Annotated in this window: 22 protein-coding genes; 10 read left to right on the top strand and 12 right to left on the bottom strand. The window is 67.6% G+C overall.

Going from position 1 to position 25,973, the window contains the following annotated elements; translation table 11 throughout:
• The first annotated feature begins 66 nt into the window (after positions 1–66).
• From queE to A9Z05_RS11710, 4 genes are all read left to right on the top strand, one after another.
• A complete protein-coding gene (gene queE / locus A9Z05_RS11725; protein ID WP_050011126.1) occupies positions 67–699 on the top strand; it encodes a 7-carboxy-7-deazaguanine synthase in 633 nt (210 codons plus the stop codon).
• Positions 700–717: 18 nt separating this feature from the next.
• Positions 718–1,170: a 6-carboxytetrahydropterin synthase QueD gene (gene queD, locus A9Z05_RS11720; protein WP_006477472.1), complete on the top strand. Its 453-nt coding sequence runs from the start codon at positions 718–720 to the stop codon at positions 1,168–1,170.
• Positions 1,171–1,505: 335 nt separating this feature from the next.
• A complete protein-coding gene (locus A9Z05_RS11715; RefSeq protein WP_069618228.1) occupies positions 1,506–2,291 on the top strand; it encodes an HpcH/HpaI aldolase/citrate lyase family protein in 786 nt (261 codons plus the stop codon).
• Positions 2,288–3,043 (top strand): tetratricopeptide repeat protein, encoded by a 756-nt coding sequence (locus A9Z05_RS11710; RefSeq protein WP_069618227.1) that lies wholly within the window; start codon positions 2,288–2,290, stop codon positions 3,041–3,043. Before A9Z05_RS11715 ends, A9Z05_RS11710 begins: the two co-directional genes overlap by 4 nt.
• Before the next feature lie 68 nt (positions 3,044–3,111).
• On the opposite strand, the gene rodA is transcribed toward A9Z05_RS11710, so the two are convergent.
• From rodA to A9Z05_RS11685, 5 genes are all read right to left on the bottom strand, one after another.
• Positions 3,112–4,260, bottom strand: a complete 1,149-nt coding sequence (gene rodA / locus A9Z05_RS11705) for a rod shape-determining protein RodA (protein WP_050011130.1) — start codon at positions 4,258–4,260, stop codon at positions 3,112–3,114.
• Between the two features lie 11 nt (positions 4,261–4,271).
• Positions 4,272–6,554 carry a penicillin-binding protein 2 gene (gene mrdA / locus A9Z05_RS11700; protein WP_069618226.1) on the bottom strand — a complete coding sequence of 761 codons (2,283 nt, stop codon included), beginning with the start codon at positions 6,552–6,554 and terminating at the stop codon, positions 4,272–4,274.
• 101 nt (positions 6,555–6,655) lie between these two features.
• Positions 6,656–7,168, bottom strand: coding sequence for a rod shape-determining protein MreD (gene mreD, locus A9Z05_RS11695; protein ID WP_006477476.1), 513 nt, complete (start codon positions 7,166–7,168; stop codon positions 6,656–6,658).
• Positions 7,165–8,241 carry a rod shape-determining protein MreC gene (gene mreC / locus A9Z05_RS11690; RefSeq protein ID WP_069618225.1) on the bottom strand — a complete coding sequence of 359 codons (1,077 nt, stop codon included), beginning with the start codon at positions 8,239–8,241 and terminating at the stop codon, positions 7,165–7,167. Before mreC ends, mreD begins: the two co-directional genes overlap by 4 nt.
• Positions 8,242–8,368: 127 nt before the next feature.
• On the bottom strand, positions 8,369–9,412 hold the full coding sequence (locus A9Z05_RS11685) for a rod shape-determining protein (RefSeq protein WP_004189550.1): 1,044 nt from the start codon (positions 9,410–9,412) through the stop codon (positions 8,369–8,371).
• A 367-nt stretch (positions 9,413–9,779) separates the two neighbouring features.
• On the opposite strand from A9Z05_RS11685, the gene gatC reads away from it, so the two are divergent.
• From gatC to A9Z05_RS11660, 5 genes are all read left to right on the top strand, one after another.
• Positions 9,780–10,079 (top strand): Asp-tRNA(Asn)/Glu-tRNA(Gln) amidotransferase subunit GatC, encoded by a 300-nt coding sequence (gene gatC, locus A9Z05_RS11680; protein WP_069618224.1) that lies wholly within the window; start codon positions 9,780–9,782, stop codon positions 10,077–10,079.
• Between the two features lie 69 nt (positions 10,080–10,148).
• The gene (gene gatA, locus A9Z05_RS11675) at positions 10,149–11,639 is read left to right on the top strand and encodes an Asp-tRNA(Asn)/Glu-tRNA(Gln) amidotransferase subunit GatA (protein ID WP_069618223.1); all 1,491 of its coding nucleotides are present in this window, start codon (positions 10,149–10,151) and stop codon (positions 11,637–11,639) included.
• Between the two features lie 2 nt (positions 11,640–11,641).
• Positions 11,642–13,114: an Asp-tRNA(Asn)/Glu-tRNA(Gln) amidotransferase subunit GatB gene (gene gatB, locus A9Z05_RS11670; RefSeq protein ID WP_069618222.1), complete on the top strand. Its 1,473-nt coding sequence runs from the start codon at positions 11,642–11,644 to the stop codon at positions 13,112–13,114.
• A 118-nt stretch (positions 13,115–13,232) separates the two neighbouring features.
• The gene (locus A9Z05_RS11665) at positions 13,233–14,072 is read left to right on the top strand and encodes a polyphosphate kinase 2 family protein (RefSeq protein ID WP_069618221.1); all 840 of its coding nucleotides are present in this window, start codon (positions 13,233–13,235) and stop codon (positions 14,070–14,072) included.
• A 41-nt stretch (positions 14,073–14,113) separates the two neighbouring features.
• Positions 14,114–14,887, top strand: coding sequence for an exodeoxyribonuclease III (locus tag A9Z05_RS11660; RefSeq protein WP_069618220.1), 774 nt, complete (start codon positions 14,114–14,116; stop codon positions 14,885–14,887).
• Positions 14,888–14,973: 86 nt separating this feature from the next.
• Here A9Z05_RS11660 and A9Z05_RS11655 read toward each other — a convergent pair whose 3' ends face one another.
• Positions 14,974–16,026, bottom strand: coding sequence for an NAD(P)-dependent alcohol dehydrogenase (locus A9Z05_RS11655; RefSeq protein ID WP_069618219.1), 1,053 nt, complete (start codon positions 16,024–16,026; stop codon positions 14,974–14,976).
• Between the two features lie 227 nt (positions 16,027–16,253).
• On the opposite strand from A9Z05_RS11655, the gene A9Z05_RS11650 reads away from it, so the two are divergent.
• Positions 16,254–17,198 carry an AraC family transcriptional regulator gene (locus A9Z05_RS11650; protein ID WP_069618218.1) on the top strand — a complete coding sequence of 315 codons (945 nt, stop codon included), beginning with the start codon at positions 16,254–16,256 and terminating at the stop codon, positions 17,196–17,198.
• A gap of 21 nt (positions 17,199–17,219) precedes the next feature.
• On the opposite strand, the gene A9Z05_RS11645 is transcribed toward A9Z05_RS11650, so the two are convergent.
• The 6 genes from A9Z05_RS11645 to A9Z05_RS11620 form a co-directional block, all read right to left on the bottom strand.
• Positions 17,220–18,269: a M48 family metallopeptidase gene (locus A9Z05_RS11645; RefSeq protein WP_069618217.1), complete on the bottom strand. Its 1,050-nt coding sequence runs from the start codon at positions 18,267–18,269 to the stop codon at positions 17,220–17,222.
• Positions 18,259–19,680, bottom strand: a complete 1,422-nt coding sequence (locus tag A9Z05_RS11640; protein WP_069618216.1) for an AmpG family muropeptide MFS transporter — start codon at positions 19,678–19,680, stop codon at positions 18,259–18,261. The genes A9Z05_RS11645 and A9Z05_RS11640 overlap by 11 nt, the downstream gene beginning before the upstream one ends.
• Before the next feature lie 116 nt (positions 19,681–19,796).
• On the bottom strand, positions 19,797–20,405 hold the full coding sequence (gene metW, locus A9Z05_RS11635; protein ID WP_006755281.1) for a methionine biosynthesis protein MetW: 609 nt from the start codon (positions 20,403–20,405) through the stop codon (positions 19,797–19,799).
• A complete protein-coding gene (locus A9Z05_RS11630) occupies positions 20,402–21,547 on the bottom strand; it encodes a homoserine O-acetyltransferase (RefSeq protein ID WP_006484643.1) in 1,146 nt (381 codons plus the stop codon). The genes metW and A9Z05_RS11630 overlap by 4 nt, the downstream gene beginning before the upstream one ends.
• Before the next feature lie 333 nt (positions 21,548–21,880).
• Positions 21,881–24,730: an autotransporter outer membrane beta-barrel domain-containing protein gene (locus A9Z05_RS11625; protein ID WP_256121961.1), complete on the bottom strand. Its 2,850-nt coding sequence runs from the start codon at positions 24,728–24,730 to the stop codon at positions 21,881–21,883.
• A 514-nt stretch (positions 24,731–25,244) separates the two neighbouring features.
• Entirely contained in the window at positions 25,245–25,787 is a 543-nt protein-coding gene (locus A9Z05_RS11620; RefSeq protein WP_069618214.1) for a fimbrial protein, read from the bottom strand.
• Positions 25,788–25,973: the final 186 nt, after the last annotated feature.

Here is a 25,973-nt window from a genome sequence, read left to right as displayed (position 1 = left end):
GCGGGCAGCGCTTGATGGACAACGGATTCTGATCGACAACGAGCGGCGCGAGCCGGACGAAGCACGATGACTTACGCGGTCAAGGAAATTTTCTACACGTTGCAGGGCGAGGGCGCGAATGCGGGCCGGCCGGCCGTGTTCTGCCGGTTCGCCGGCTGCAACCTGTGGTCGGGCCGCGAAGAGGATCGTGCGGAGGCCGTGTGCCGCTTCTGCGATACGGATTTCGTCGGCACCGACGGCGAGAACGGCGGCAAGTTCAAGGATGCCGCCGCGCTCGTCGCGACGATCGCCGGCCTGTGGCCGGACGGCGAAGCGCACCGCTTCGTCGTCTGCACGGGCGGCGAGCCGATGCTGCAGCTCGACCAGCCGCTCGTCGACGCGCTGCATGCGGCCGGCTTCGAGATCGCGATCGAGACCAACGGTTCGCTGCCGGTGCTCGACACGATCGACTGGATCTGCGTGAGCCCGAAGGCCGATGCGCCGCTCGTCGTCACGAAGGGCAACGAACTGAAGGTCGTCGTGCCGCAGGACAACCAGCGGCTGGCCGACTACGCGAAGCTCGATTTCGAGTATTTTCTCGTGCAGCCGATGGACGGCCCGTCGCGCGACCTCAACACGAAGCTCGCGATCGACTGGTGCAAGCGTCATCCGCAGTGGCGGCTGTCGATGCAGACCCACAAATATCTGAACATTCCCTGAGCCACGGCTTTTGACATCGTGCTGATTACCCGAAAACTCGAATTCGACGCGGGCCACCGCATCCCCGATCACCGCAGCCAGTGCAGGAACCTGCACGGCCATCGCTACGTGCTCGAAATCACGCTGCGCGGCGATCTCGTCGATACCGAGGGCGCGCCCGACCGCGGCATGGTGATGGATTTCGCCGACGTGAAGGCGCTCGCGATGGAGCACCTCGTCAGCAAGTGGGACCACGCGTTCCTGGTCTATGCGCGCGACGACGTCGTGCGCTCGTTTCTCGAGCAGATGGCCGACCACAAGACGGTCGTGATCGACCGGATCCCGACCGTCGAGAACCTCGCGGCGATCGCGTTCGACCTCCTCGCGAACGTGTACGACGCGCACTACGGCGTGAACCTGCGCCTCGAGCGCGTGCGCCTGTACGAGACGCCGAACTGCTGGGCCGACGTCGAGCGCCAGCCCGGCCGCTGATCCTGCCTGCCCCCCCCGGCAGCCCCGCCGTCCGGCGCGGGCTGCCCGTCACCGCGTCTGGCGGCGTCGCTTCCCTTGGTCCTGCGCCGGCACGGCTTCCCCCGTCTGTTCCCGCATCGAGCACCCGCCGCGCTATGATCGTCGTGCGGCACCGAAACGCGCTCGCGTGAGCCATCGCGCGGCCCGCGCTGTCAGATCGGCCGTCCCGCCCCGACTCACGTTCTCCGGCGCGCGGTCTGCCGCCGCCGCCGTGCTTCGATTGCCCGGCGGGGTGCGTTTCGCCGCGCCTGTTGCTTGTCCCGTTCGATTGCCGTTCCGTCCCGGAGGCCGTATCGATGAGCACGCTCACCAATTCCCTCAAACAACGCCTGCGCGACGGTGACGAGCCGCTGTACGGCCTGTGGCTGTCGCTCGGCAGCGACTCGGCCGCGGAAGCGCTCGCGCATGCCGGTTACGACTGGCTCTGCATCGACATGGAGCATGCGCCGAACGACAGTCGCGACGTGGCGTCGCAACTGCGCGCGATCGCCGCGGCGCATCTGCCGAGCGAGCCGGTCGTGCGCGTGCCGGCGCGCGAGCCGTGGCTCGTGAAGCGCGCGCTCGACGCCGGCGCGCGCACGCTGATGTTCCCGTGTATCGAGACGCCCGACGACGCCGCGCACGCGGTGCGGCTCACGCGCTTCCCGTCGCCCGAATCGCCCGACGGGCTGCGCGGCGTGGCGGGCATGGTGCGCGCGGCGGCATTCGGCATGCGCCGCGACTACCTGCAGACGGCGAATGCACAAGTCGCGGTGGTCGTGCAGGTCGAATCGGCGCGCGGCGTCGCCGAAGTCGAGCGGATCGCGGCGACGCCCGGCGTCGATTGCCTGTTCGTCGGCCCGGCCGATCTCGCGGCGAGCCTCGGGCATCTCGGCGATATCCGCCACCCGGACGTCGAAACCGCGATGGCGCGCGTGCTCGCGGCCGGCAAGCAGGCGGGTGTCGCGGTCGGCATCTTCGCCGGCGATACGGCGGCCGCGCGCCAGTATCGCGACGCCGGATACCGGATGATCACGGTATCGGCCGACGTGAGCTGGCTGTTGCGCGCGACGCGGCAGGCGTTGCAGGAGGTACGGTCATGAACGGAGGAGGCGCTGTGTGCCGCAGGCGAGTGCGGATCGGGGCGATGGTCGGGCTGTGGACCGTGTGGGCGGCGGCCGCTGCGCAGGGCGCGCCGCAAGCGAAGCCCGATCCGTCGCACGAGACGCAATCGGCGGTCGCCGACTACAACGCCGGCGACTATCGCGCGGCGCTCGTGCAGTTCCACGATGCGGCGGAGCGCGGCGATCGCCTCGCGCAGTTCAACTACGCGATGATGCTGCTGACGGGCGAAGGCGTGACGGCGAACGTCGACGAAGGACTGCGCTGGCTGAAGCGCGCGGCGGAAGCGAACATGTCGCATGCGCAGTACGTGTACGGCCGGATGTTCGACGACGGCGAGTTCGTCGCGCGCAACCCGACTGAAGCGCATCGCTGGTTCCTGCGGGCCGCGAAGCAGGGGCACGTGCAGGCCGAGCTGTCGCTCGCGAACCAGTTCCTCGACGGGCGCGGCACGCCGCGCGACAACCGGCAGGCGTTCGTGTGGTACAAGCAGGCCGCCGACGCGGGCGAGCCCGTCGCGCAGTACGTGACCGCGTCGTTCTACGAGCGTGGCGGCGACGGCGTCGCGCAGAACCTGAACATCGCGCGCGCGTATTACGCGGCGGCGGCCGCGCAGGGCGACGAGACGGCCGGGCTGAAATTCAAGGAGCTGAGTGCGCGGCTGAAGGCGCCGACGCCGGCATCGGGCGCCGGCGCGGCGCAGCAAGGCAAGGCGCACGCGCCGCCGCAGTAAGCGGCCCTCGCCCAATGAAAAACGGCGCCGGGGCGCCGTTTTCGCGTATCGCGGTGCAGGCCGCGCGGTCAGCTCTTCATCAGCCGCCGCTGCCGCCCGACGCTCATGATCATCCCGATCGCGATGCCGAGCGTCGTGAGCGCGGTGCCGCCGTAGCTCATGAATGGCAGCGGCACGCCGACGACCGGCAGCACGCCGCTCACCATCCCGATGTTGACGAACGCGTAGACGAAGAACGCGAGCGTGAGCGAGCCCGCGAGCAGCCGGCCGAACTGCGTCGCGCCCTGCGCGGCGATGTAGAGGCCGCGCGCGATCAGCGCCATGTACAGCGTCAGCAGCACGAGCCCGCCGGCGAGCCCCCATTCCTCCGAGAACACCGCGAAGATGAAGTCGGTGTGCTTTTCCGGAATGAATTCGAGGTGCGCCTGCGTGCCTTTCAGGTAGCCCTTGCCGAGCGCGCCGCCCGAGCCGATCGCGATCACGGCCTGGATCGTGTGGAAGCCCTTGCCGAGCGGGTCGGACGTCGGGTCGAGCAGCGTGCACACACGGTGCTTCTGGTAGTCGTGCATCAGCGGCCACTGCACTTCGGGCTGGCAGATGCGTTCCTCGAACACGGCGATCGAGCCGACCGCGATCACGCCCGCGACGAGCACGGGCACGATCAGCTTGAACGACAGGCCGGCGAGGTAGATCACGAAGAAGCCGGCCGCGAACACGAGCAGGCCCGTGCCGAGGTCGGGCTGCTTCGCGATCAGCCCGACCGGCACCATCAGGATCCCGAACGCGGCGACGAAGTCGTACCAGCGCAGCCCGCCTTCGCGGCGCTGGTAGTACCACGCGAGCATCAGCGGCGTCGCGATCTTCAGGATTTCCGACGGCTGGATCACGACGCCGACGTTCAGCCAGCGCTTCGCGCCCTTCTTGGTCATCCCGAACAGCGCGACGGCAATCAGCAGCGCGACCCCGAACGTATAGAGCGGGACCGCGAAGCGCATCAGCGTGGTCGGCGGGATGTTGGCGATCACCCACATCAGCACGAACGTCAGCAGGATGTTGCGCAACTGGTCCTCGACGCGGCCCGGCACGTCGATCGACGCGCTGTACAGCGTGACGATGCCGACGCACAGCAGCAGGAACACGATGAGGGCGAGCGGGCGGTCGAAGCCCGCGAACATCTGCTTGATCTTGTCGAGCCAGGCGCGCTTGTCGAATTGCATGCCTTTCTCCGTTAATGAGCGGTGCCGGCGTCCGCCGCTTTCGCGGGGGCCGTCGCACGGTGGTTGTCGTCCCGCGGCGTGGCGACGGCCGGCTGTGCGTCGCTGGCGGACCGGCGCGGCCGGTGCGGTCGCCGGATCGGCGGCAGGCTCGCGGCCATCGGCGCCGCGGCGCTCGCGTCGGCCGGCGCGGTGGCGCTGGCCGCTCCCGAGGCCCCCAACGCCCCCGACGCGGCCGATGCCGCGTCGGCCGCGCTGGCCGGCGACGGCACGACCGGCTGCGGCAGCGCGGTGAAGCCGGCCGCGATCGTGGCCGGCTTCGACGTGTCGCCGACCACGGGCGCGCTCACCGGCTCGGTGGCCGATGCCGCGGCGGCCACGGCCGCGGCTTCGTTCTTCGGGTTCTGGCGCTCGACCAGGTAGTAGTCGAGCACGCGGCGTGCGATCGGGCCGGCGGCCTGCGCGCCCCAGCCGCCGTTCTCGACGACCAGTGCGATGGCGATCTGCGGATGGTCGACCGGCGCGTACGCGATGAACAGCGCGTGGTCGCGCAGGTGTTCGGCGAGCAGATGGCCCTTGTAGTTCGACCCCTGCAGCGAGAACACCTGCGCGGTACCGGTCTTGCCGGCCGCGAGGTACGGCACGCCGCGGAACACCTTGTACGCGGTCCCGGACGGGTTCTCGATCACGTTCTCCATCCCGCGCTTCACGACGTCGATGTCGGCCGCCTTCAGCGGAATCACGTCGCTTTCCTTCGGCACGGTCAGGTGGCGCGCCCGCGAGATCGGATCCTCGACTTCCTTCACGAGGTGAGGCTTCATCACGACGCCGTTGTTCGCGAGCGTTGCCGTGGCATGCGCGAGCTGCAGGATCGTGAACGAGTTGTAGCCCTGGCCGATCCCGAGGCTGATCGTCTCGCCGTCGAACCACTTCTGCTGCGCCGCTTTCTTGAACGCCTTCTTCTTCCAGTCGGTCGACGGCAGGATCCCGCGCGCCTCGCCCTGGATGTCGATCCCGGTGATCTGGCCGAAGCCGAACGGCTTCATGAAGTTCGCGATCGCGTTCACGCCGAGGTCGCGCGCGAGCATGTAGAAGTAGGTGTCGTTCGACACCATGATCGCCTTGTTCATGTCGACCCAGCCCTGGCCCGAGCGCACGTCGTTGCGGAACGTATGGCCGCCGAACGTGAAGTAGCCGGGATCCTGGAAGCCCCAGCCCGGCGTGCGCTTGCCGAGCGTCAGGCCCGCGAGCGCCATGAACGGCTTGTACGTCGAGCCGGGCGGATAGGTGCCGTGCAGCGGGCGGTTCAACAGTGGCTTGTCGGGCGAGTTGTTCAGCTCGTCCCAGGTCTGCTGGTCGATGCCGTCGACGAACGAGTTCGGGTCGAAGCTCGGCGACGACACGAACGCGAGCACGTCGCCCGTCTTCGGCTCGATCGCGACGAGCGCGCCGCGCTTGCCGGCGAACGCCTGCTCGGCGACCTGCTGCAGCCCGATGTCGAGCGACAGCACGAGATTGTTGCCGGGCGTCGCCTGCGTGCGCGACAGCGTGCGCACCGGCCGGCCGCCGGCGGTCACCTCGACTTCCTCGAAACCCGTCAGCCCGTGCAGCTCGGTTTCGTAGCTCTGCTCGACGCCGATCTTGCCGATGTAGTCGGTGCCCTTGTAGTTGTTCGCGTCGCGTCGCGGATCGTAGTGCTCCTGATCGCTGTCGTTGTCGTCGCTGATCGCGTCGATGCGATCCTGGTCGCGCTTGGAGATCCGGCCGATATAGCCGATCACGTGCGCGGCCGTCATGCCGAGCGGGTACTGGCGGAACAGCCGCGCGCGCACGTCGACGCCGGGGAAGCGGAAACGCTGCGCGGTGAAGCGCGCGACTTCCGCGTCGGTGAGCCGCGTGCGGATCGGCAGGCTCTCGAAGTTCTTCGAGTCTTCCTGCAGCTTCTTGAAGCGGCGGCGGTCACGGGCGTCGATCGGGATGATCTCGGACAGCTTGTCGATCGTGTTGTCGAGCGTGTCGTCGAGCTTCGACGGCGTGATCTCGAGCGTGTACGCCGAGTAGTTCTTCGCGAGGATCACGCCGTTGCGATCGGTGATGATCCCGCGGTTCGGCACGATCGGCGCGACCGAGATGCGGTTTTCCTCGGCCTGCAGCGCGTATTTGCCGTGCTGCATCAGCTGCAGGTAGAAGAAGCGGCTCGCGAGCAGCCCGAAGCAGACGAACACGAACACGCCCGCCGCCGCGACGCGCAGGCGGAACCTCGAGAGCTGCTGTTGGGTGTCGTTGAATTCGGTCATTTAAGGGCAATCTGGCCCGCGCGCGGGCGCGGGCGAGGTGCCGCCCCGGAGCGCGGCGCGCGGCGGGCGTGGGGGCGGCGGGTATTCAAGGTCGGTCCGGCTCAGATCGGGCGCGTATCGTCCGGGTCGACCGGGCGGCGTTGCGGCATCAGCAGCAGGTGGCTCGCGATCGGCCACAGCGCGGCTTCGACGAAACCGTCGACCAGATAGCGCCAGCCGGGGAACGCGGCGCCCATCAGCAGGCGGATCACGAACGGCACGAGCTGCGCGGCGACCAGCAGCGGCGTGACGTACAGCACCTGCACGCCGATCGGCATCCACAGCACGCGGCGGTGGATCGTGATCGCGCCGTACGACAGCAGCGTATAGGCGAGCGCGTGCTCGCCGAGCAGCCCCGCGTCGTGCACGTCCATCAGGATGCCGAGCGCGAACGCGACGCCCATCCCGACCTTGCGCGGCTGGTGGATGTTCCAGAACAGCAGCACGAGCGCGACGAAGTCGGGCACGCCGGGCAGGCGGCCCCACGGCATCAGGTTCAGCAGAAACGCGGCGGCCAGGCTGAAGACGATGAAGTACGGATTGACCGGCTGCAGGATGTATTGCGGGCGGTTCATCGCTGCGCTCCTGATTGCCCGGCGGCGGGCTTCGCGGGCGCGGCGGCCGGTTGGACCGGCGCGGCAGGCGCAGCGGGCGCCGGCTTCGCGCCGGGCTGGGCCGCGGCGGCCGGCTTCGCGTTCGCGTCGGCCTTGTCGGTTTTCTCCGCTTTCTCGCCCTTCGCGGCGGCTTTCGCGCCCTTCTTGCCCTTCGCGTTCTTCTCGGTCGCGGGATCGGGCTCGGCCGGGCGCGGCGGGATGTCGTTGCGGTAATGCAGCACGAGCATCTGGCGCGCGCCGCGCACGGCCGCGACCGGTGCGCAGGTCACGCGGGCGAACGCGGTATCGGCCAGCTTGTCGACGCGCACGACCTTCGCGACCGGCAGGCCGGGCGGATAGACGCCGTCGAGGCCGCTCGTGACGAGCTCGTCGCCGGCGACGAGATCCGCGCTCGTCGGCACGAAGCGCAGGTCGAGCGAGTCGCCCTTCGGCGTGCCGTAGATCACGCTGCGCAGGCCGGTGCGCAGCACCTGCACGGGAATCGCGAGATCGCGGTCGGTGACCAGCGTGACTTCGGATTGCAGCGGGAACACGCGCGTGACCTGACCGATCACGCCGTCCTCGCTGACGACGGGCGAGCCGTCCTGGATGCCTTGCTGCGAGCCTTGGCCGACCACGATCTTCTGCGTGAACGGATCGCTCGTGTCGTACTGGATCTCGACCGGCGTCGATTTCGTCGCGATGTGCTGGCGCAGCTCGAGCACAGCGCGCAGATGGACGTTCTCCTGCGCAAGCACCGCGGCCTGGTTGGCCTGCGTGGACAGCTGCAGGTTGCGTTTGCGGAGGTCGTCGTTCTCGTGGCGCAGCGACGCGCCGGTGACGGCGATGTCGGCCGCGCCCATGAACAGGTCGCGCGGCACGAGCGCCGCGCGTTGCAGCGGATAGAGCACGGTGCCGAGCACGCCGCGCACGATTTCGAGCGTGCTGAAGCGCGCGTCCGACACGAGGAGCGCGATGGCGAGGGCGACGAAGAAGATGAGCCGCGCGAGCGCGGGCGGACCTTGCTTGAAGAGGGGCGGCGGACTGTATTCCATGGTCGGCGCCGGGCGCGTGTGATCGGTTAAATAATGCTCAGACGCGCAAACGGCGCGGCGGTTCGTTCTGAACGAGCGATCCGGCCACGCCGCGGGTGCGTCATATCAAACGGGACTGCTTAGGCGATCACTCGTACGAGAAGATGCTGCCCAGCTTGTCCATGCGCTCGAGCGCCATGCCCGAACCGCGTACGACGCAGGTGAGCGGATCTTCGGCGACGAGCACCGGCAGGCCGGTTTCTTCCGCGAGCAGGCGATCGAGGTCGCGCAGCAGCGCGCCGCCGCCCGTCAGCATCATCCCGCGTTCGGCGATGTCGGCGCCGAGTTCCGGCGGCGTCTGTTCGAGCGCGATCTTCACCGACGACACGATCTGGTTCAGCGGATCGGTCAGCGCTTCGAGGATTTCGTTGCTGGAGATCGTGAAGCTGCGCGGGATGCCTTCCGACAGGTTGCGGCCCTTCACTTCCATTTCCTTGACTTCGGAGCCCGGGAACGCGGAGCCGATTTCCTTCTTGATCGCCTCGGCCGTCTGCTCGCCGATCAGCATCCCGTAGTTGCGGCGGATGTAGTTGACGATCGCCTCGTCGAACTTGTCGCCGCCGACGCGCACCGAGCCTTTGTAGACGATCCCGCCGAGCGAGATCACGCCGACTTCGGTCGTGCCGCCGCCGATGTCGACGACCATCGAGCCGGTGGCTTCGGACACCGGCAGGCCCGCGCCGATCGCGGCCGCCATCGGCTCCTCGATCAGGTAGACCTGCGATGCGCCGGCGCCGTGCGCGGCTTCCTTGATCGCGCGGCGCTCGACCTGGGTCGAGCCGCACGGCACGCAGATGATGATGCGCGGCGACGGCGAAAACATGCGCGATTCGTGGGCCGTCTTGATGAACTGCTTGATCATCTGCTCGGTGACGGTGAAGTCGGCGATCACGCCGTCCTTCATCGGGCGGATCGCCTCGATGTTGCCCGGCACCTTGCCGAGCATCTGCTTGGCTTCCTTGCCGACCGCCTGGATCGTCTTCTTGCCGTTGGGGCCGCCTTCCTGGCGAATCGACACGACGGACGGCTCATCGAGGACGATGCCCTTGCCGCGCATGTAGATCAGGGTGTTTGCGGTGCCGAGGTCGATCGCGAGATCGTTGGAGAAGTAGCTGCGCAAAAAACCGAACATTCAGAATCCTGTTTCGCTCTGGGCCGGCCCTGCATAGCGAGCGCTGAGGGCGGCAGCGGAAAAAATAACAGCCTCGGGAAGCGTGGCGGAAGCGGCCGCCGCGGCGCACGAAGCTGCGAGTGATGTCTACCGGGGATCGCACGAAGCACGCACGGCTTGCCGAAACAAGGCGAAACGGTGCGGGAAAAGGCTGCCGGGTTTGGGTCGAACGCGTAATGATACCTTATAATTTCACGGTATTTGAATCGAAACGGGCGGTATTTTTGCCGCTTCGGCCCCGATTTTTGAGGGTGGGATCGCACCCTCCAACCCCCCGCCGCAGTGCTGCCGTCGACGCACTGCGCAGTCTTGTTTTTCCGGTGATCGCATGGCCCTGACCCTGACCGATGTGAAACGCATCGCGCACCTGGCGCGACTCGAAATGGCCGACGCCGACGCCGAGCACATGCTCGGCCAGCTCAATGAATTCTTCGGCCTCGTCGAGCAGATGCAGGCGGTCGACACCGCCGGCATCGCGCCGCTCGCCCACCCGATCGAACAGATCCAGGAAGTCGCGCAGCGCCTGCGCGACGACGCCGTGACGGAAGTCGTCGTTCGCGACGACAACCAGCGTCCGGCGCCGGCCGTCCAGGACGGCCTCTATCTCGTGCCGAAGGTGATCGAGTAAGCGTTCGATGACAAGCGCGCCGGCCGTCCAGCGCCGCGCGCGACCCAGAATTCCCAGGAAAACCACTCAATGCACGCAAAAAGCCTGACCGAACTGCGCGCCGCGCTCGCCGCCAAGGAATGCTCGGCCGTCGAGCTCGCGCAGCACTATCTGAAACGGATCGACGCCGCGCGCGACCTGAACGCGTTCGTCCACGTCGACGCCGACCTCACCCTCGCGCAGGCGAAAGCCGCCGACGCCGAACTCGCGCGCGGCGCGGGCGGCGCGCTGACCGGCCTGCCGATCGCGCACAAGGATGTCTTCGTCACGCGCGGCTGGCGCTCGACCGCCGGCTCGAAGATGCTCGCGAACTACGAGAGCCCGTTCGACGCGACCGTCGTCGCCCGCCTGCAGGCGGCCGGCATGGTCACGCTCGGCAAGACCAACATGGACGAGTTCGCGATGGGCTCGTCGAACGAGAATTCGGCGTTCGGCGCGGTGAAGAACCCGTGGGACACGAACGCGGTGCCGGGCGGCAGCTCGGGCGGCAGCTCGGCCGCCGTCGCCGCGCGCCTCGCGCCGGCCGCGACCGGCACCGACACCGGCGGCTCGATCCGCCAGCCCGCGTCGTTCGCGGGCGTGACGGGCATCAAGCCGACCTACGGCCGCGTGTCGCGCTACGGGATGATCGCGTTCGCGTCGTCGCTCGACCAGGGCGGCCCGATGGCGCAAAGCGCGTCCGACTGCGCGCTGCTGCTGAACGCGATGGCCGGCTTCGACGAGCGCGACTCGACGAGCCTCGAGCGCGACGATGAAGATTTCACGCGCCACCTCGGCCAGCCGTGGGCGCCCGGCAACGACGCGGGCAAGCCGCTCGCGGGCCTGCGCATCGGCTTGCCGAACGAGTATTTCGGCGCGGGCCTCGCCGACGACGTGCGCGCGGCGATCGACGCGGCGCTCAAGCAATATGAAGCGCTCGGCGCGACGCTCGTGCCGGTGTCGCTGCCGAAGACGGAGCTGTCGATCCCCGTGTACTACGTGATCGCGCCGGCGGAAGCGTCGTCGAACCTGTCGCGTTTCGACGGCGTGCGCTTCGGCCACCGCGCCGCGCAGTACGGCGACCTGCTCGACATGTACAAGAAGTCGCGCGCCGAGGGCTTCGGGCCCGAAGTGAAGCGCCGGATCCTGGTCGGCACGTACGTGCTGTCGCACGGTTACTACGACGCGTACTACCTGCAGGCGCAGAAGATCCGCCGCATCATCGCGAACGATTTCCAGGAAGCGTTCAAGTCCTGCGACGTGATCATGGGCCCGGCGTCGCCGACGGTCGCATGGGATCTCGGCGCGAAGGGCGACGATCCGGTGCAGATGTATCTCGCGGATATCTACACGCTGTCGGTGAGCCTCGCGGGCCTGCCCGGCATGAGCGTGCCGTGCGGCTTCGGCGCGGGCGCGAACGCGAAGCGCCCGGTCGGCCTGCAGATCATCGGCAACTATTTCAACGAAGCCCGGATGCTGCAGGTCGCCGACGCGTTCCAGCGCGCGACCGATTGGCACAAGCAAGTTCCGGCGGGGGTGTAAGCATGACTCAATGGGAAGTCGTTATCGGTCTCGAGACGCACGCGCAACTGTCGACCGTCTCGAAGATTTTCTCGGGCGCCTCGACGCAGTTCGGCGCCGAGCCGAACACGCAGGCATGCCCGGTCGACCTGGCGCTGCCGGGCGTGCTGCCGGTGCTGAACCGCGGCGCGGTCGAGCGCGCGATCCGCTTCGGCCTCGCGATCGGCTCGACCATCGCGCCGCGCAGCATCTTCGCGCGCAAGAATTATTTCTATCCTGATCTGCCGAAGGGCTATCAGATCAGCCAGTACGAGATTCCGGTCGTGCAGGGCGGCCAGATCACGATCCAGGTGCCGGCCAACGAAAAGGCCGGCAAGGCCGCGTACGAGAAGACCGTCAACCTGACCCGCGCGCATCTCGAGGAAGACGCGGGCAAGTCGCTGCATGAAGACTTCGCCGGGATGACCGGGATCGACCTGAACCGCGCGGGCACGCCGCTGCTCGAGATCGTCACCGAGCCGGAAATGCGCAGCGCGGCCGAGGCCGTGGCCTATGCGAAGGCCCTCCATGCGCTCGTCGTGTGGCTCGGCATCTGCGACGGCAACATGCAGGAAGGCTCGTTCCGCTGCGACGCGAACGTGTCGGTGCGCCCGGTCGGCCAGGAGAAGTTCGGTACGCGCGCGGAAATCAAGAACCTGAACTCGTTCCGGTTCCTCGAGGAAGCGATCAACTACGAAGTGCGCCGCCAGATCGAGCTGATCGAGGACGGCGGCGAAGTCGTGCAGGAAACGCGCCTGTACGATCCGGACAAGCGCGAGACGCGTTCGATGCGCAGCAAGGAAGACGCGCACGACTACCGCTACTTCCCCGATCCCGACCTGATGCCGCTCGTGATCGGCCAGGACTGGATCGAGCGCGTGCAGTCGGGCATGCCCGAACTGCCGGCCGCGATGCAGCAGCGCTTCGTCGACGAGTACGGCGTGTCCGCGTACGACGCAGGCGTGCTGACGTCGAGCAAGGCGATGGCCGCGTACTTCGAGTCGGTGGTCGCGAAGGCCGGCGCGGCGAACGCGAAGATCGTCGCGAACTGGCTGATGGGCGACGTGTCGTCGCAACTGAACCGCGACGGCATCGAGATCGACGCGATTCCGGTGTCGGCCGCGCAGCTCGCGCTGTTGCTGCAGCGCATCGCCGACGGCACGATCTCGAACAAGATCGCGAAGGAAATCTTCGCGACGATCTGGGACGAGAAGGCGACCGACGAAGGCGCGGCCGACCGCATCATCGACGCGAAGGGCCTGAAGCAGATCTCCGACACCGGCGCGCTGGAAGCGATCATCGACGAAGTGCTCGCGGCGAACGCGAAGTCGGTCGAGGAATTCCGCGCGGGCAAGGAAAAGGCGTTCAACGCGCTGATCGGCCAGGCGATGAAGGCGACCAAGGGCAAGGCCAATCCGCAGCAGGTCAACGAACTGCTGAAGAAGAAGCTCGGCTGAGCATGCGTGCGCGCCTGAACCGCGCTTGACGACGGGCCGCTCCGAACCAGTTCGGGGCGGCCCGTCGCGTTTGGTGGATGCGTTATCGTATGCATCGCACCGTCCAACGGAGGAACGAATGCCGAAACAACCGTCGCTCGACGATTTCCGCGTGCCGTACAGCACGCGCGACAAGGAAGCCGCCGCATTCAAGCTCGACGCGTTCGACCCGGCCGCGAAGCCGTTTTCGTCCGGCTCGAAGGAGGCCGACCGCGAGCGCCTGTCGGCCGTATCGACCGAACTCGACGTCCAGCAGGAGCGCCTGCACACGCAGCAGAAGAAGCGCGTGCTGCTCGTGCTGCAGGGGATGGATACCAGCGGCAAGGACGGCACCGTGCGTGCGGTGTTTCGCGAGGTCGATCCGCTCGGCCTGCGCATCGTGCCGTTCAAGGCGCCGACGCCGATCGAGGCCGCGCACGACTTCCTGTGGCGCGTGCATGCGCAGGTGCCGGCGGCGGGTGAACTCGCGATCTTCAACCGCAGCCACTACGAGGACGTGCTGGTGCCCCGCGTGCTCGGTGCGATCGACGACAAGGAATGCGAGCGCCGCTACCGGCAGATCCGCGATTTCGAGACGATGCTGTACGAGAACGGCACGACCATCGTCAAGTGCTTCCTGCACATTTCGAAGGACGAGCAGCGCGCGCGGCTGCAGGCGCGCATCGACGACCCGACCAAGCACTGGAAATTCGACATCTCCGATCTCGACGCGCGCAAGCACTGGGACGCGTACCAGTCCGCGTACCGCGACGCGCTCGCCGCGACGTCGGCCGAGCATGCGCCGTGGTACGTGATCCCGGCGAATTCGAAGACGCACCGCAACGTGATGATCGCCGAGCTGCTGCTGCGCACGATGACCGACATGAAGCTGGAATTCCCGCCGGCGAAGCCCGAGCTCGAAGGCGTGAAGATCCGCTAAGCTGCCCCCCTGTAAAAACATCGAACTGAACGGAACCCGACATGATGCGAGTGATTACCGCCAACCTGAACGGCATCCGCTCCGCCGCGAAGAAGGGCTTCTTCGACTGGCTCGGCGAACAGAACGCCGATTGCGTGTGCGTGCAGGAAATCAAGGTGTCGGCCGACGACCTGCCGGCCGAATTCGTCGAGCCGCACGGCTTCAAGAGCTATTTCCACCACGCGGAGAAGAAGGGCTACAGCGGTGCGGGCGTGTACAGCCGCCGCGAGCCCGACGACGTGATCATCGGCTTCGGCAGCAGCGAATTCGATCCCGAAGGGCGCTACGTCGAGGCGCGCTACGGCAAGCTGTCGGTCGTGTCGGTGTACGTGCCGTCCGGCTCGAGCGGCGAAGAGCGCCAGCAGGCAAAGTACCGCTTCATGGCCGAATTCATGCCGCACCTCGCCGCGCTGAAGAAGAAGCGCGAGGTGATCCTGTGCGGCGACGTGAACATCGTCCACAAGGAAATCGACATCAAGAACTGGAAGAGCAACCAGAAGAACTCCGGCTGCCTGCCGGAAGAGCGCGAGTGGCTCACGAAGCTGTTCGACGACGTCGGCTACGTCGACGTGTTCCGCACGCTCGATCCGCGCCCGGAGCAGTACACGTGGTGGAGCAACCGCGGCCAGGCATACGCGAAGAACGTCGGGTGGCGGATCGATTACCAGATCGCGACGCCGGGTGTGGCCGGTACCGCGAAAAGCACGTCGATCTTCAAGGACATCAAGTTCAGCGATCACGCGCCGCTGACGATCGACTACGACTACCAGAAGTGATGGTCGGCGCTACGTGGTGCGCGTAGCCGCCAAATGCAAAACGGGCCGCATGTCGAACATGCGGCCCGTTTCGTTTGGGGCGGCGCTTACTGCTTGAGCGACGCCATATCCACCACGAACCGGTACTTCACGTCGCTCTTCAGCATCCGTTCGTAAGCGGCGTTGATCTGCTGCATCGGAATCGTTTCGATATCGGACGTGATCCCGTGCTCCGCGCAGAAATCGAGCATTTCCTGCGTTTCCGCGATCCCGCCGATCAGCGAGCCCGCGAGGCGGCGGCGCTTGAAGATCAGGTTGAACACCTGCGGCGACGGATGATCGTGCTCCGGCGCGCCGACGAGCGTCATCGTGCCGTCGCGCTTCAGCAGGTGCAGGAACGGGTTCAGGTCGTGCTGCGCGGCGACCGTGTTCAGGATGAAGTCGAAGCTGTTCAGGTGCGCGTTCATCTGCGCTTCGTCCTTCGAGATCACCACTTCATGCGCGCCGAGCCGCTTGCCGTCCTCGATCTTCGACGGCGACGTCGTGAACAGCACGACGTGCGCGCCCATCGCGCGCGCCAGCTTCACGCCCATGTGGCCGAGGCCGCCGAGCCCGACGATGCCGACCTTCTTGCCGGGGCCGACGTTCCATTGCCGCAGCGGCGAGTAGGTCGTGATTCCCGCGCACAGGAGCGGCGCGGCGCCGGCCGGATCCAGCGTGTCCGGTACGCGCAGCACGAACGCCTCGTCGACGACGAGCTGCGTCGAATAGCCGCCGTACGTGATGTCGCCCGTCACGCGATCCTGGCCGTTGTAGGTGCCGACGAAGCCGTTTTCGCAATACTGCTCGAGGCCTTCTTCGCAGCTCGCGCAGGTGCGGCACGAATCGACGAGGCAGCCGACGCCGACCAGCTCGCCGACCTTGAAGCGCGACACCTGCGGGCCGGTCGCCGTCACGCGGCCGACGATTTCATGGCCCGGCACGACCGGGTAGATCGTGTTGCGCCATTCGTTGCGCGCCTGATGAAGGTCCGAGTGGCAGACGCCGCAGTAGAGAACGTCGATCTGGACGTCGAGGTCGCGCAGCGCGCGACGCTGGAATTCGAACGGGGCGAGCGGCGACTGCGCATCGGTCGCCGCGTAGGCATAGGTTGTGCTCATGCAATGGGCTCCTTGTCCGGAAAACGTCCGGTGAAACAGACTGCCGCCGCACCCTGTGGCGATGCGGCGAGACAGGACCTCATCGTAAGGAGCGCGGCGCCGCGGCGAAATACATGAAGGTCTTGAAGGTTTGCCTATTCCTCTCGAATTGCGCGCGAACGCCCGTCAAAACGCGTCCAAGGTGCTAAATTGCGAGCCAGATTCTCTTGCCGGACAGGACCACGCAGATGAGCTTCCAGCCCCTTTTTGCCGACTCGGGCGACCACGTGCAGCGCCGCATGATCGAGCTGCACACGCGCCTCGCGCCGAACGAGGGCGACACGCTCGCGGCGCTCGACGGCGTGCGCTTCTTTCGCGTGAGCCGTCCCGCGCCGCGCATGCCCGTGCTGTACGAGCCGAGCATCATCGTCGTGTGCCAGGGCCGCAAGCTCGGCTATCTCGGCGACCGCTCGTTCGTGTACGACGCGCAGCAGTATCTGGTGCTGTCGGTGCCGCTGCCGTTCGAGTGCGAGACGTTCGCGAGCCAGGACGAGCCGTTTCTCGCGATCTCGATCCGCGTCGATCTCGCGGTGATCGCCGAGCTTGCGATCCTGCTCGACGAGACGCTCGGCGCGGCCGTCAGCGAGCCGCTCGGCGTCTATTCGACGCCGCTCGATGCGCCGCTGGCCGACGCGGTCGTGCGCCTCCTCGAAGCGCTCGCGTCGCCGCACGATACGCGCGTGCTGGGGCCGGCGATCATGCGCGAGATCGCGTATCGCGTGCTGACCGGCGAACAGGGCGACGCGATGCGTGCGGCGCTCGTGCAGCAGCATCATTTCGGCCGCATCGCGAAGGCGTTGCGGCGCATCCATGCGGAGCTGAGGGCCGATCTCGACGTCGAGACGCTCGCCCGCGAGGCCGGGATGAGCCTCGCGGTGTTCCACGCGCAGTTCAAGCACGTGACGGCCACGTCGCCGATGCAGTACGTGAAGACCGCGCGGCTGCACCAGGCGAGGCTGATGATGGTGCGCGACGGCGTGGGCGCCGGCGCGGCGGCCGCGCGGGTCGGCTATGCGAGTGCGTCGCAGTTCAGCCGCGAGTTCAAGCGGCTGTTCGGCCGCAGCCCAGGGGACGAAGTGCGCTGGATGCGTGACAGCGGCGTGCGCCCGGCAATGGCTGACGCGGACGCGTAGTGGCCGGCGTCGCGCGGCGGCTCAGCGCCGCACGATCTTGCGCCGCTGCGCGCTGATGCCTGCGTAGTCGGGCAGCGATTCCACGCGTTTGCCCGTCGCTTTCGCATAGAGCGGCATCAGGTCCGGCAGCCGGTTCAGCAGATCCTGGCGGCGCGCGGTGCTGTACGGGTGCGTGTAGATGAAGCCCGACGCCTTGTTCGCGCGCGTCGCGACCGCGAGCTTGTCCCATAGCGTGATCGCCGCGCGCGGATCGAAGCCCGCGCGTGCGGCGATGTCGCCGCCGATCACGTCTGCCTCGGTCTCGTCGGTCGGATCGTAGTGGAGCGACTGCAGGCGCTCGCCGAGGTTCAGCGCCTGCGGCAGCGGATCGCCGACGCCGAACAGCGGCGGCAGCGCGGCCGCACGCAGCGACGTCTGCGAGGCCACGCTGAAGTTGCTGCGCGCGTGTTCGCGCAGCGCGTGCGCGATGCCGTGCGCGAGCAGCACGCCGAACTCGTCGTCGTTCAGGCGCACGCGGTCGAGCATGCCGCCGTACACGAGCACCTTGCCGCCCGGCAGGCAGGTCAGGCGGATGTCGCGCGAGCGGATCGCGTTCACGTCCCACGCCCAGCTTTTCACGCGGTCGTTCCACTTCACCGAATACGGCGCGAGCTTCGCAACGATCGCGCGCAGGCGCTTCACGCGCGGCTGGTTCGCGGGCAGCAGCCGGTTGCTGTCGGCGGCCGTCTGTACGATCTGCGCGTATTCGTTCGCGGTGAGCTGTTCGAGCAGCGGCGACGGGATCAGCGTGCGGAACGCGATCGCGTTGCCGTAGCGGACTTGCGGCGGCGTCGGCGTATAGGCCTTCGCCGGCGCCGCGGCGCCGGTCGGCTGCGCGCCTTCGGCGGACGGCGGGACGGGCGCGGCGGAGGTTGCAGCGGCGGGCGGCGCGGCTTGCGCGGCGGCCGGCGCGGAGCCGGCCGCGGTCGCGCCGGTGTCGGTCGCGTGCGCGACCGTGGCGGCCAGCGCGGCGGCGCCGACGCTCAACGCCACCGCCGCGTGTGCGAGCCGATGCGGGCGGTTACCGCGCACGGCTCGCCTCGCCGTTGCGCGCGGTACCGTTCCACGGCGCGATCCTGAACAGCAGCAGCATGCCGGGAATCGCGAGCGCGGTACACACGATGAAATAGTCGTACCAGCCGATCTTCGCGACGACGAAGCCGCTCGCGGCCGACGCGAGCGTGCGCGGCACCGACGCGAGGCTCGTGAACAGCGCGAACTGCGTGGCCGTATAGCGCGGGTCGGTCGTGCTCGCGATATACGCGACGAACGCGGCCATCGTCAGGCCGGTCGTGAAGGTTTCGAAGCCATAGACGATCGCGAGCGCGACCGTCATCGGGCTGAATTGCGGCGTGACGGCGATGCCGAACACCGACAGCACGGACGCGATCGCGTGGCTCGTCGACACGGTGAAGTCGTAGAGCATCGCGAGCACCGGCGAGCCCGGGCCGAGCTGCGCGAGCCACGCGAAGCCGAGCGTCGACACCATCTGCAGCGCGCCGAAGATCCACAGCCCGCGGCCGATGCCGATCTTCACGAGCCAGACGCCGCCAATGATGCCGCCGGCGACGCTCGCGACCAGTGCGGTGGTTTTCGCGACGATGCCGATCTCGGTGCGCGTGAAGCCGATGTCGAGGAAGAACGACGTCGACAGCGTGGTGGCCATCGTGTCGCCGATCTTGAACAGGAAGATGAACGCGATGACGAGCAGCGCGCCGGCCCAGCCGTCGCGCTGGATGAATTCGCGGAACGGCAGCACGATCGCGTCGCGCAGGTTGCGCGGTGGCGCGCCGACCACTTCGGGCTCGCGCACGACGAGCGTCATCAGGATGCCCGGCAGCATGAACGCGCCGGTGATCGCGAACACGGCATCCCACGGCAGATGATCCGACAGGATCAGCGCCAGCGAGCCGGGGATCAGCGCGGCGAGCTTGTACGCGTTCACGTGCACCGCGTTGCCGAGGCCCTGCTCGGTGTCGCGCAGCAGCTCGCGGCGGTACGCGTCGATCACGATGTCGGCGCTCGCGCCGAAGAATGCGACGAGCGTCGTGAGCGCGGCGACCGTCCAGATCGAGTCGCGCGGCGACACGAAGCCGAGCGCGGCGATCGCACCCGCGACCAGCAACTGCGTGAGCAGCAGCCAGCCGCGCCGGCGGCCTGGCCGCCAGCCGGGCAGGCGCGGGATGTAGCGGTCCATCAGCGGCGCCCACAGGAACTTCCACGTATACGGGAACTGGATCAGCGCGAACAGGCCGATTTCCTTCAGGTTCACGCCCTCGGAGCGCAGCCATGCCTGCACGAGGTAGACGAGCGTGAACAGGGGCAGCCCCGACGTGAAGCCCAGGAACACGCAGATCAGCATGTGCGTGTTCAGATAGGCTCGCCAGCCGGGGTGATCCTCGTGAGCGGTGAGTGCGGGCGCCTCGTGTGGCGTTTTCGACATGGGCTGGAACTGGGTAGCGTTGACTGATGGCGGCGGCAGCGCAGGTGGCGCGGACGGCGCAGGAGGGGCGGCCGCGCGCGTGGGCGGGCCGGATCTTCCGTCAACGGCTCCCCGGCTCAGCTGCGCTTGACGCGATAGACAGCAAGACTACCACGCCAGTTCGCTCCCCATCGAATCGGCTGGCCTTCGTGCAGCACGACGCGGTCGAGGATCGTCACGCCCACTTCGGGCGCCAGCGCCTCGAAATCCTCGATCGTCAGCACCCGCACGTTCGGCGTGTTGTGCCATTGGTAAGGCAGCGACTTCGATACCGGCATCCGGCCGTTCAGCACCGACAGCCGGTGCGGCCAGTAGCCGAAGTTCGGGAACGACACGATGCACTCGCGGCCGACGCGCGCCGTTTCGCGCAGGATCGCGGCCGTCTGGTGGATCGTTTGCAGCGTTTGCGACAGGATCGCGATGTCGAAGCTGTGGTCCTCGAACAGGCGCAGGCCGTCCTCCAGGTTCTGCTGGATCACGTTGATGCCGTTCTTCGCGCTCGCGAGCACGCCCGCGTCGTTCAGTTCGATCCCGTAGCCGGTGACGTCGAGCTCCTCCATCAGCAGCGCGAGCAGCGAGCCGTCGCCGCAGCCGAGATCGAGCACGGTCGAACGCGGCTCGACCCAGCGCGCGATCGTGCGGAAGTCCGCGCGCGCGGACAGGGAATTCAGCGCTTGCTGGTTCATGCTCCCACCTCGTTGGCGATTCGTTCGTAATACGCGCGGATCAGGTTGTGATAGCGCGCGTCGTCGAGCAGGAATGCATCGTGACCGTGCGGCGCATCGATTTCCGCGTAGCTGACCGTGCGCTTGTTGTCGAGCAGCGCCTTCACGATCTCGCGCGAGCGTGCGGGCGCGAAGCGCCAGTCGGTCGAGAAGCTCGCGATCAGGTACTTCGCCTGCGTGTGCGCGAGCGCGGCCGTCAGGTTGCCGTCGAACGCCTTCGCCGGATCGAAGTAGTCGAGCGCGCGCGTGATCAGCAGGTAGGTGTTCGCGTCGAAGTAGTCGGCGAACTTGTCGCCCTGGTAGCGCAGGTACGACTCGACCTCGAACTCGACGTCGAAGCTGAAGTTGTACGCGTCGAGCGCGCCGTCGGCACGGCGCAGCGCGCGACCGAATTTCTCGGCCATGTCGTCGTCGGACAGGTACGTGATGTGGCCGATCATCCGCGCGACGCGCAGGCCGCGCTTCGGCTTCACGCCGTGCGCGTAGTAGTCGCCGCCGTGGAAATCGGGATCGGACAGGATCGCCGAGCGCGCGACCTCGTTGAACGCGATGTTCTGCGCGGACAGCTTCGGTGTCGACGCGATGTCGATGCAGTGCGCGACGCGCTCCGGATACATCAGGCTCCACGCGAGCGCCTGCATGCCGCCGAGGCTGCCGCCCATCACCGCGGCGAAGCGCTCGATGCCGAACGCGTCGGCGACGCGTGCCTGCGCATGCACCCAGTCCTCGACGGTCACCACCGGGAACTTTGCGCCGTACGGCTTGCCGGTCGACGGATCGATGCTCATCGGGCCGGTCGAGCCGAAACACGAGCCGAGGTTGTTCACGCCGATCACGAAGAAGCGGTTGGTGTCGAGCGGCTTGCCCGGGCCGACCATGTTGTCCCACCAGCCGGTGCTGCGCGGATCGTCCGCGTAGACGCCGGCGACGTGGTGCGACGCGTTGAGCGCGTGGCACACGAGCACCGCGTTCGAGCGCGCGGCGTTGAGTTCGCCGTACGTCTCGACGACGAGCTGATAGTTGCCGATCACGCTGCCGCTTTGCAAGCGCAGCGGTTCGGCGAAGTGCATGGTCTGTGGAGCGACGATGCCGATCGATTCCATTCGTTCCGCCTTATGCCATATGACTGGGCGGCTAAACGGTGTCGGCGGGGCGCGGAGGCGAAGGTGCGCGGCTGACGACCTCTTTAGCCGCATTTGTAGTGAACCGCCGGGCCGCACATCCACGCCCCGGCCGGTTCGCGCGCCCGCAATCGAGTCAGCAAATCGGCGCGCTTCCGACCTGCCGCCAAGGGGCGGCAAGTCGGACGAGTATAGCGGAAATTGCGGGACCCGGATTCGGGAGGTGCGCGGGGTGGCCGGCGGTCCGGCCCTGCGGATCCGCCGGGCCGGCCGGAACGGCCTGCGCGGGAGCAGGCGGCACCGGCCCGCGCCCCGTCACCAGTGGTACTTCGCCGCCAGCTCGCCCTTGACCACCGCATAGTCGGACAGGTTCGCCTCCACCCCGAGGCCCGCCGATATCGCGAAGCGCTTCGACACCTGGCCTCGTGCGCCGACCCGGAACGCCGCGCGGTCGCGCGGGACGCTGAACGAGAAAGCATTGCGGTCGAGCGTCAGCATGCGCGAGCCGGGGCCGTGCCACCAGTTCGCCTCGATGAACGGGCGCAACTCGCGGCCGTGCGACATCGCGGTCACGCCGTGCACGCGTACGCCCAGGCGGGTGAGCACATCGGTGGCGCCCTGGCCGTCGAGGCGGCCGCCGGCGGTGCCGTGCGCGTCCGCGCGATAGTCGGACACGACGAGCTGCGCTTCGGGCTCGACGAAGAACCGCGTGTCGCCCCGCTCGTAGAACCCGAGTGAATAGCCGGTCTCGATCGAACCGGTCACGGTGCGCGACCGATACGAATCGGCCGCGAGGCTGCCGCCGACGCTGTTCGCGTAGGCGCCGTACATGAACCACGCATCGACGTAAGGGCCGGTCAGGATGTCGCGGCTGCCGTACCAGGTGCCGTACACGCCGACGTTGTAGCCGGCCACGCTGCCGCGCGCGGTGGCGTTCATGACGCGTCCCTCGATCGGGTTCCACAGCGGGCGTGTCGACCAGTTCGTCTGGCTGCCGTACATGCCCATCGCGCCGATGCGCACGCTGCCGCCGCGGCCGTCGTCGAAGCGGAGCAGGTCGGCGCCAGCGTGAATCAGGCGGCCGTTGCCCGACACGCTGCGGTGGCCGCCCGACATCGACGTCATCTGGCCCTCGGTGCGCAGCCACACGGCGCCGTCCAGCGGGCCGGTTGCCTCGGCGCGTAGCGAACGATCGTCACGCTGATGCAGCGAATGAATCGCCATCGTCGCTGCGGCGTCTGCGTTTGCCAGATACGCGTCGGGTTCCGGTGCGGCGGCGCGCGGCGGAGGGGGGACGACTTCCGGCACGATCGGCGGATCGGGCTGGACCGGCGGCAGTGGCTTTGCCGCGGAAACGAGATACCAGTCTTCCACCTGCCCGCCATCGCCGCCACGTTTGAGCATGTAATCGTAGCCGCCTGCCGACAACGTACCGAAGCCGTTCCGGTAGCCGTCCGATGCCGCATCGAGCGTGAATGCCGATGCATCGGTCGTGCCGCCGTTGCGGGTTTCGACGAGCGGGATGCCGACGGTCGTCGCCGCGCCGTCGCCGCCCGCGCGTTTCACGACGATGCCGGTATCGCCCGATGCGTGGCCGCCGTCGATCACGAGGCGGTCGCTGGGCGACGCGTCGTCCTGCAGCGTCGTATGGAGGACGAGCTTGCCGTTGCGGGCCGCATAGTCGCCCGTCACCACGAGCGTGTGCGGTGTCGGCGCGCCACGGGCCGCCGGCGCGTCGAATGCGATCGTCGAATCGTTCAGCGCGACGGAGCCGACCGACGAATCCGCGGTGACGGTCCAGAGACTGTTCGTGTCCAGCGACAGCGTGCGAACCGCGTCGGTCGCGCCCGTCCACGCGGACGCGTTCGTGAGCGCGACGTCCGTCACCGCGTGCGCCGGACTGCCGTCGTCGGTCGGGTGGTTGACGATGTCGCCTGCGGCATGGGAGCGCTCGTCGAGCGTCAGGCGTACCGGCGCACCCGACTCGGCATGGACGGACAGCAGCTTGCCGTTGCCGCCGATCGCGCGCGTGCCGTTTTTCAGCGTGACCGCCGCATCGGATGCGTCGATCGCGCCATGGCGCTCGCTGACGAGCGTGCCGTCGTCGATCGTCAGCGTGCCGCCATGGACGGCCGCCCCATACGCGTCGGCGCCGGTCGTGCGGGCGTCGCTGCGCAGCAGATCGACCGTGCCGCCGACACTCGCGTACAACGCGGTGGCTTCGGCGCCGTGCGTTTCGACGCTCGTATCGGTGAGCGAGGCGACGGAGCCTGCGCCGGCCGACAGCACGCCGCGCGCGCGTTCGCCGCTCGTCACGATGCCGCCGCGTGTCATCGCGACCTTGCCGCCGAGCCGGGCGATGGCGCCGATCGCGCCCTTGCCGTCGGTCGTCACCTGCGTATCGGTGGCGTCGATGACGGGCGTGTCGGCGTACTCCTTCGACGCGTAAAGCCCGTGCGAACTGATGCCGTGCGTGACGACGCGCGTGCGTTCGAGCCTGACGCTGCCCTCGCGGGTATCCACGCCGAGCGCCGCATATCCGCTTGTTTCGAGATGCGAGTCGCTGAAGGTGACGGTGGATGCGCCCGGCATGTACAGCACCGACGCATAGTCGCCATCGGTGCGGATATCGGTGCGCTTCAGCGTGGCCAGAATGCCGCCGTAGCTGAGGGACAGGCCGGTGCCGAACAGGCCGCTGGTGCGGATCAGCGTGTCGGTCACGTCGAGAGTGCCGCCCGGAACCAGGATCGTCGCGATGCCCGACGCCTCCTTGCCGCGTGTCACGATCACGCTGTCGGAGAGCGATAGCCGCCCGTTGGCGCCGTCGATGTATGCGCCGTGCGCGTAGTCGCCGTCGGTATCGATGGAGATGCGCTCGGCGGCTGCGCCGCCGCCGTGACGAAGATCGATGCCTGCGCTCGAGTCGCCGCGCGTACGGATTTCCGTATCGCGCAGCGCGACGCGCGACCCGGTACCCCACGCGGACGCGCCGGCCGTGACGTTGCCGGTCGTGAACACGCGGGTCTTGCCGAGGGTCGTCAGCGTGCCGCCGTTGACGGCGGAAAGTACGGCCGTGCCGGATGCGGTTGTCGAATAGTCGCCGGGGGCGATCTCGAGCGCGATGCCGTCCGCTAGTTGTGGTCCGCCGCCGACGACTTGTGCCATTGACGCCCACGGCATCGCCGCGCTGGCGAGCAGTGCGGAATGCAGGACACGCCGGCCGATGCGTGCATGAGAAAAAGAAAAATGACTGCAGTTCACCTGATCACCTTGACTTCTCCTGAATAAGGTAATGTGATCTCGTGAAGGATATTTTTAAATTGGACGAGTTCGAATTTTGGCGGTTGCTTCGCGTCCGGCACGGACACGCCGAAATGCGGGGGTCTTCCGACGCGTGATTCGATCGGCCGTGATTGCCTTCGGGGGTATTCGACGTGAGCGGATGGTGTACTGGACGGACGCACGCGATCGGGCGTGTATGTTCGAGCCAATTGGAGGGGGAGGGCAAAACGAATGGTGCGCGGTGCGGTCCGCGCGAGTGCCGAACTTGTCCGGGCGCGAATGGACGGCCGCCGAGCGACTGTGTGCGTACGGCAGCCATCGGCAAGCCGGGCGCGCTTCCTGCCGCGCACCCGGCAACAAACCGGCGCGCGGGACGCGCGCCGGTTCGCCGTTTCTTTTACTGATACATGATCGAGTACATCACCGACGTATTCACCGTCCCTTGGCCTGCAGCGCCGCCCGTTGCGACGTATTGTGCGTAGTACGGGAGTTCCGCGGCGCCGTTCGACAGCGCGACCGCCTTCGAGTTTTCATCGGCCTTGCCGACCCCGATATTGCTCGTATCACCGTTGAGCAGGCCGATCTCGACGTTCTTCGCGGTGCCCGATGCGTTGAGCAACTGGCCGGTCGTCGAATTGACCGTGGTGCCCGGCTCGAAGTGCGTGTAGACGTTGCCCGTCGACGGCGAGCAGTTCTTCAGGCTGATCTTGAACGACGTGCGGCCGGCCGTCGCTCCGCCCGTGGCAAGCGACGACGTGGACACCTTCGGCAGCGCGACGGTGAAGTCCTTGCCGCCGGTGCCGTTGCCGTCGATCGTGCAGGTCTGCGTGCCGATCCTGCCGTTGATGGTGATCGTGCCGTCCGCGGCATGCGAGACGGCCGGCAGTGCTGCCGCGGCAGCGACGGTGAGAGCGGCGATGCTGGAGAATGCGAGTTTCATGTCAATTCCTCTAGTACTAGGAGATGTAAAAACGGACTCCGCCGTCGAGCCGTCCGCATGCCGTAACCGGCCGTACGGGCGACACCCGACTTCGTCCGTCAATGACCTTCCGATGCAATCCAATAGGACTGCAAAACAGAAGTTTGTTGCGGTCATCGATCGAGCGATGACCGACTTAGCACACCT

Origin of the sequence: Burkholderia sp. A2 (assembly GCF_001729305.1) — a bacterium.
GTDB lineage: Bacteria > Pseudomonadota > Gammaproteobacteria > Burkholderiales > Burkholderiaceae > Burkholderia > Burkholderia sola.
This window is presented reverse-complemented; position numbering and strand designations above follow the sequence as displayed.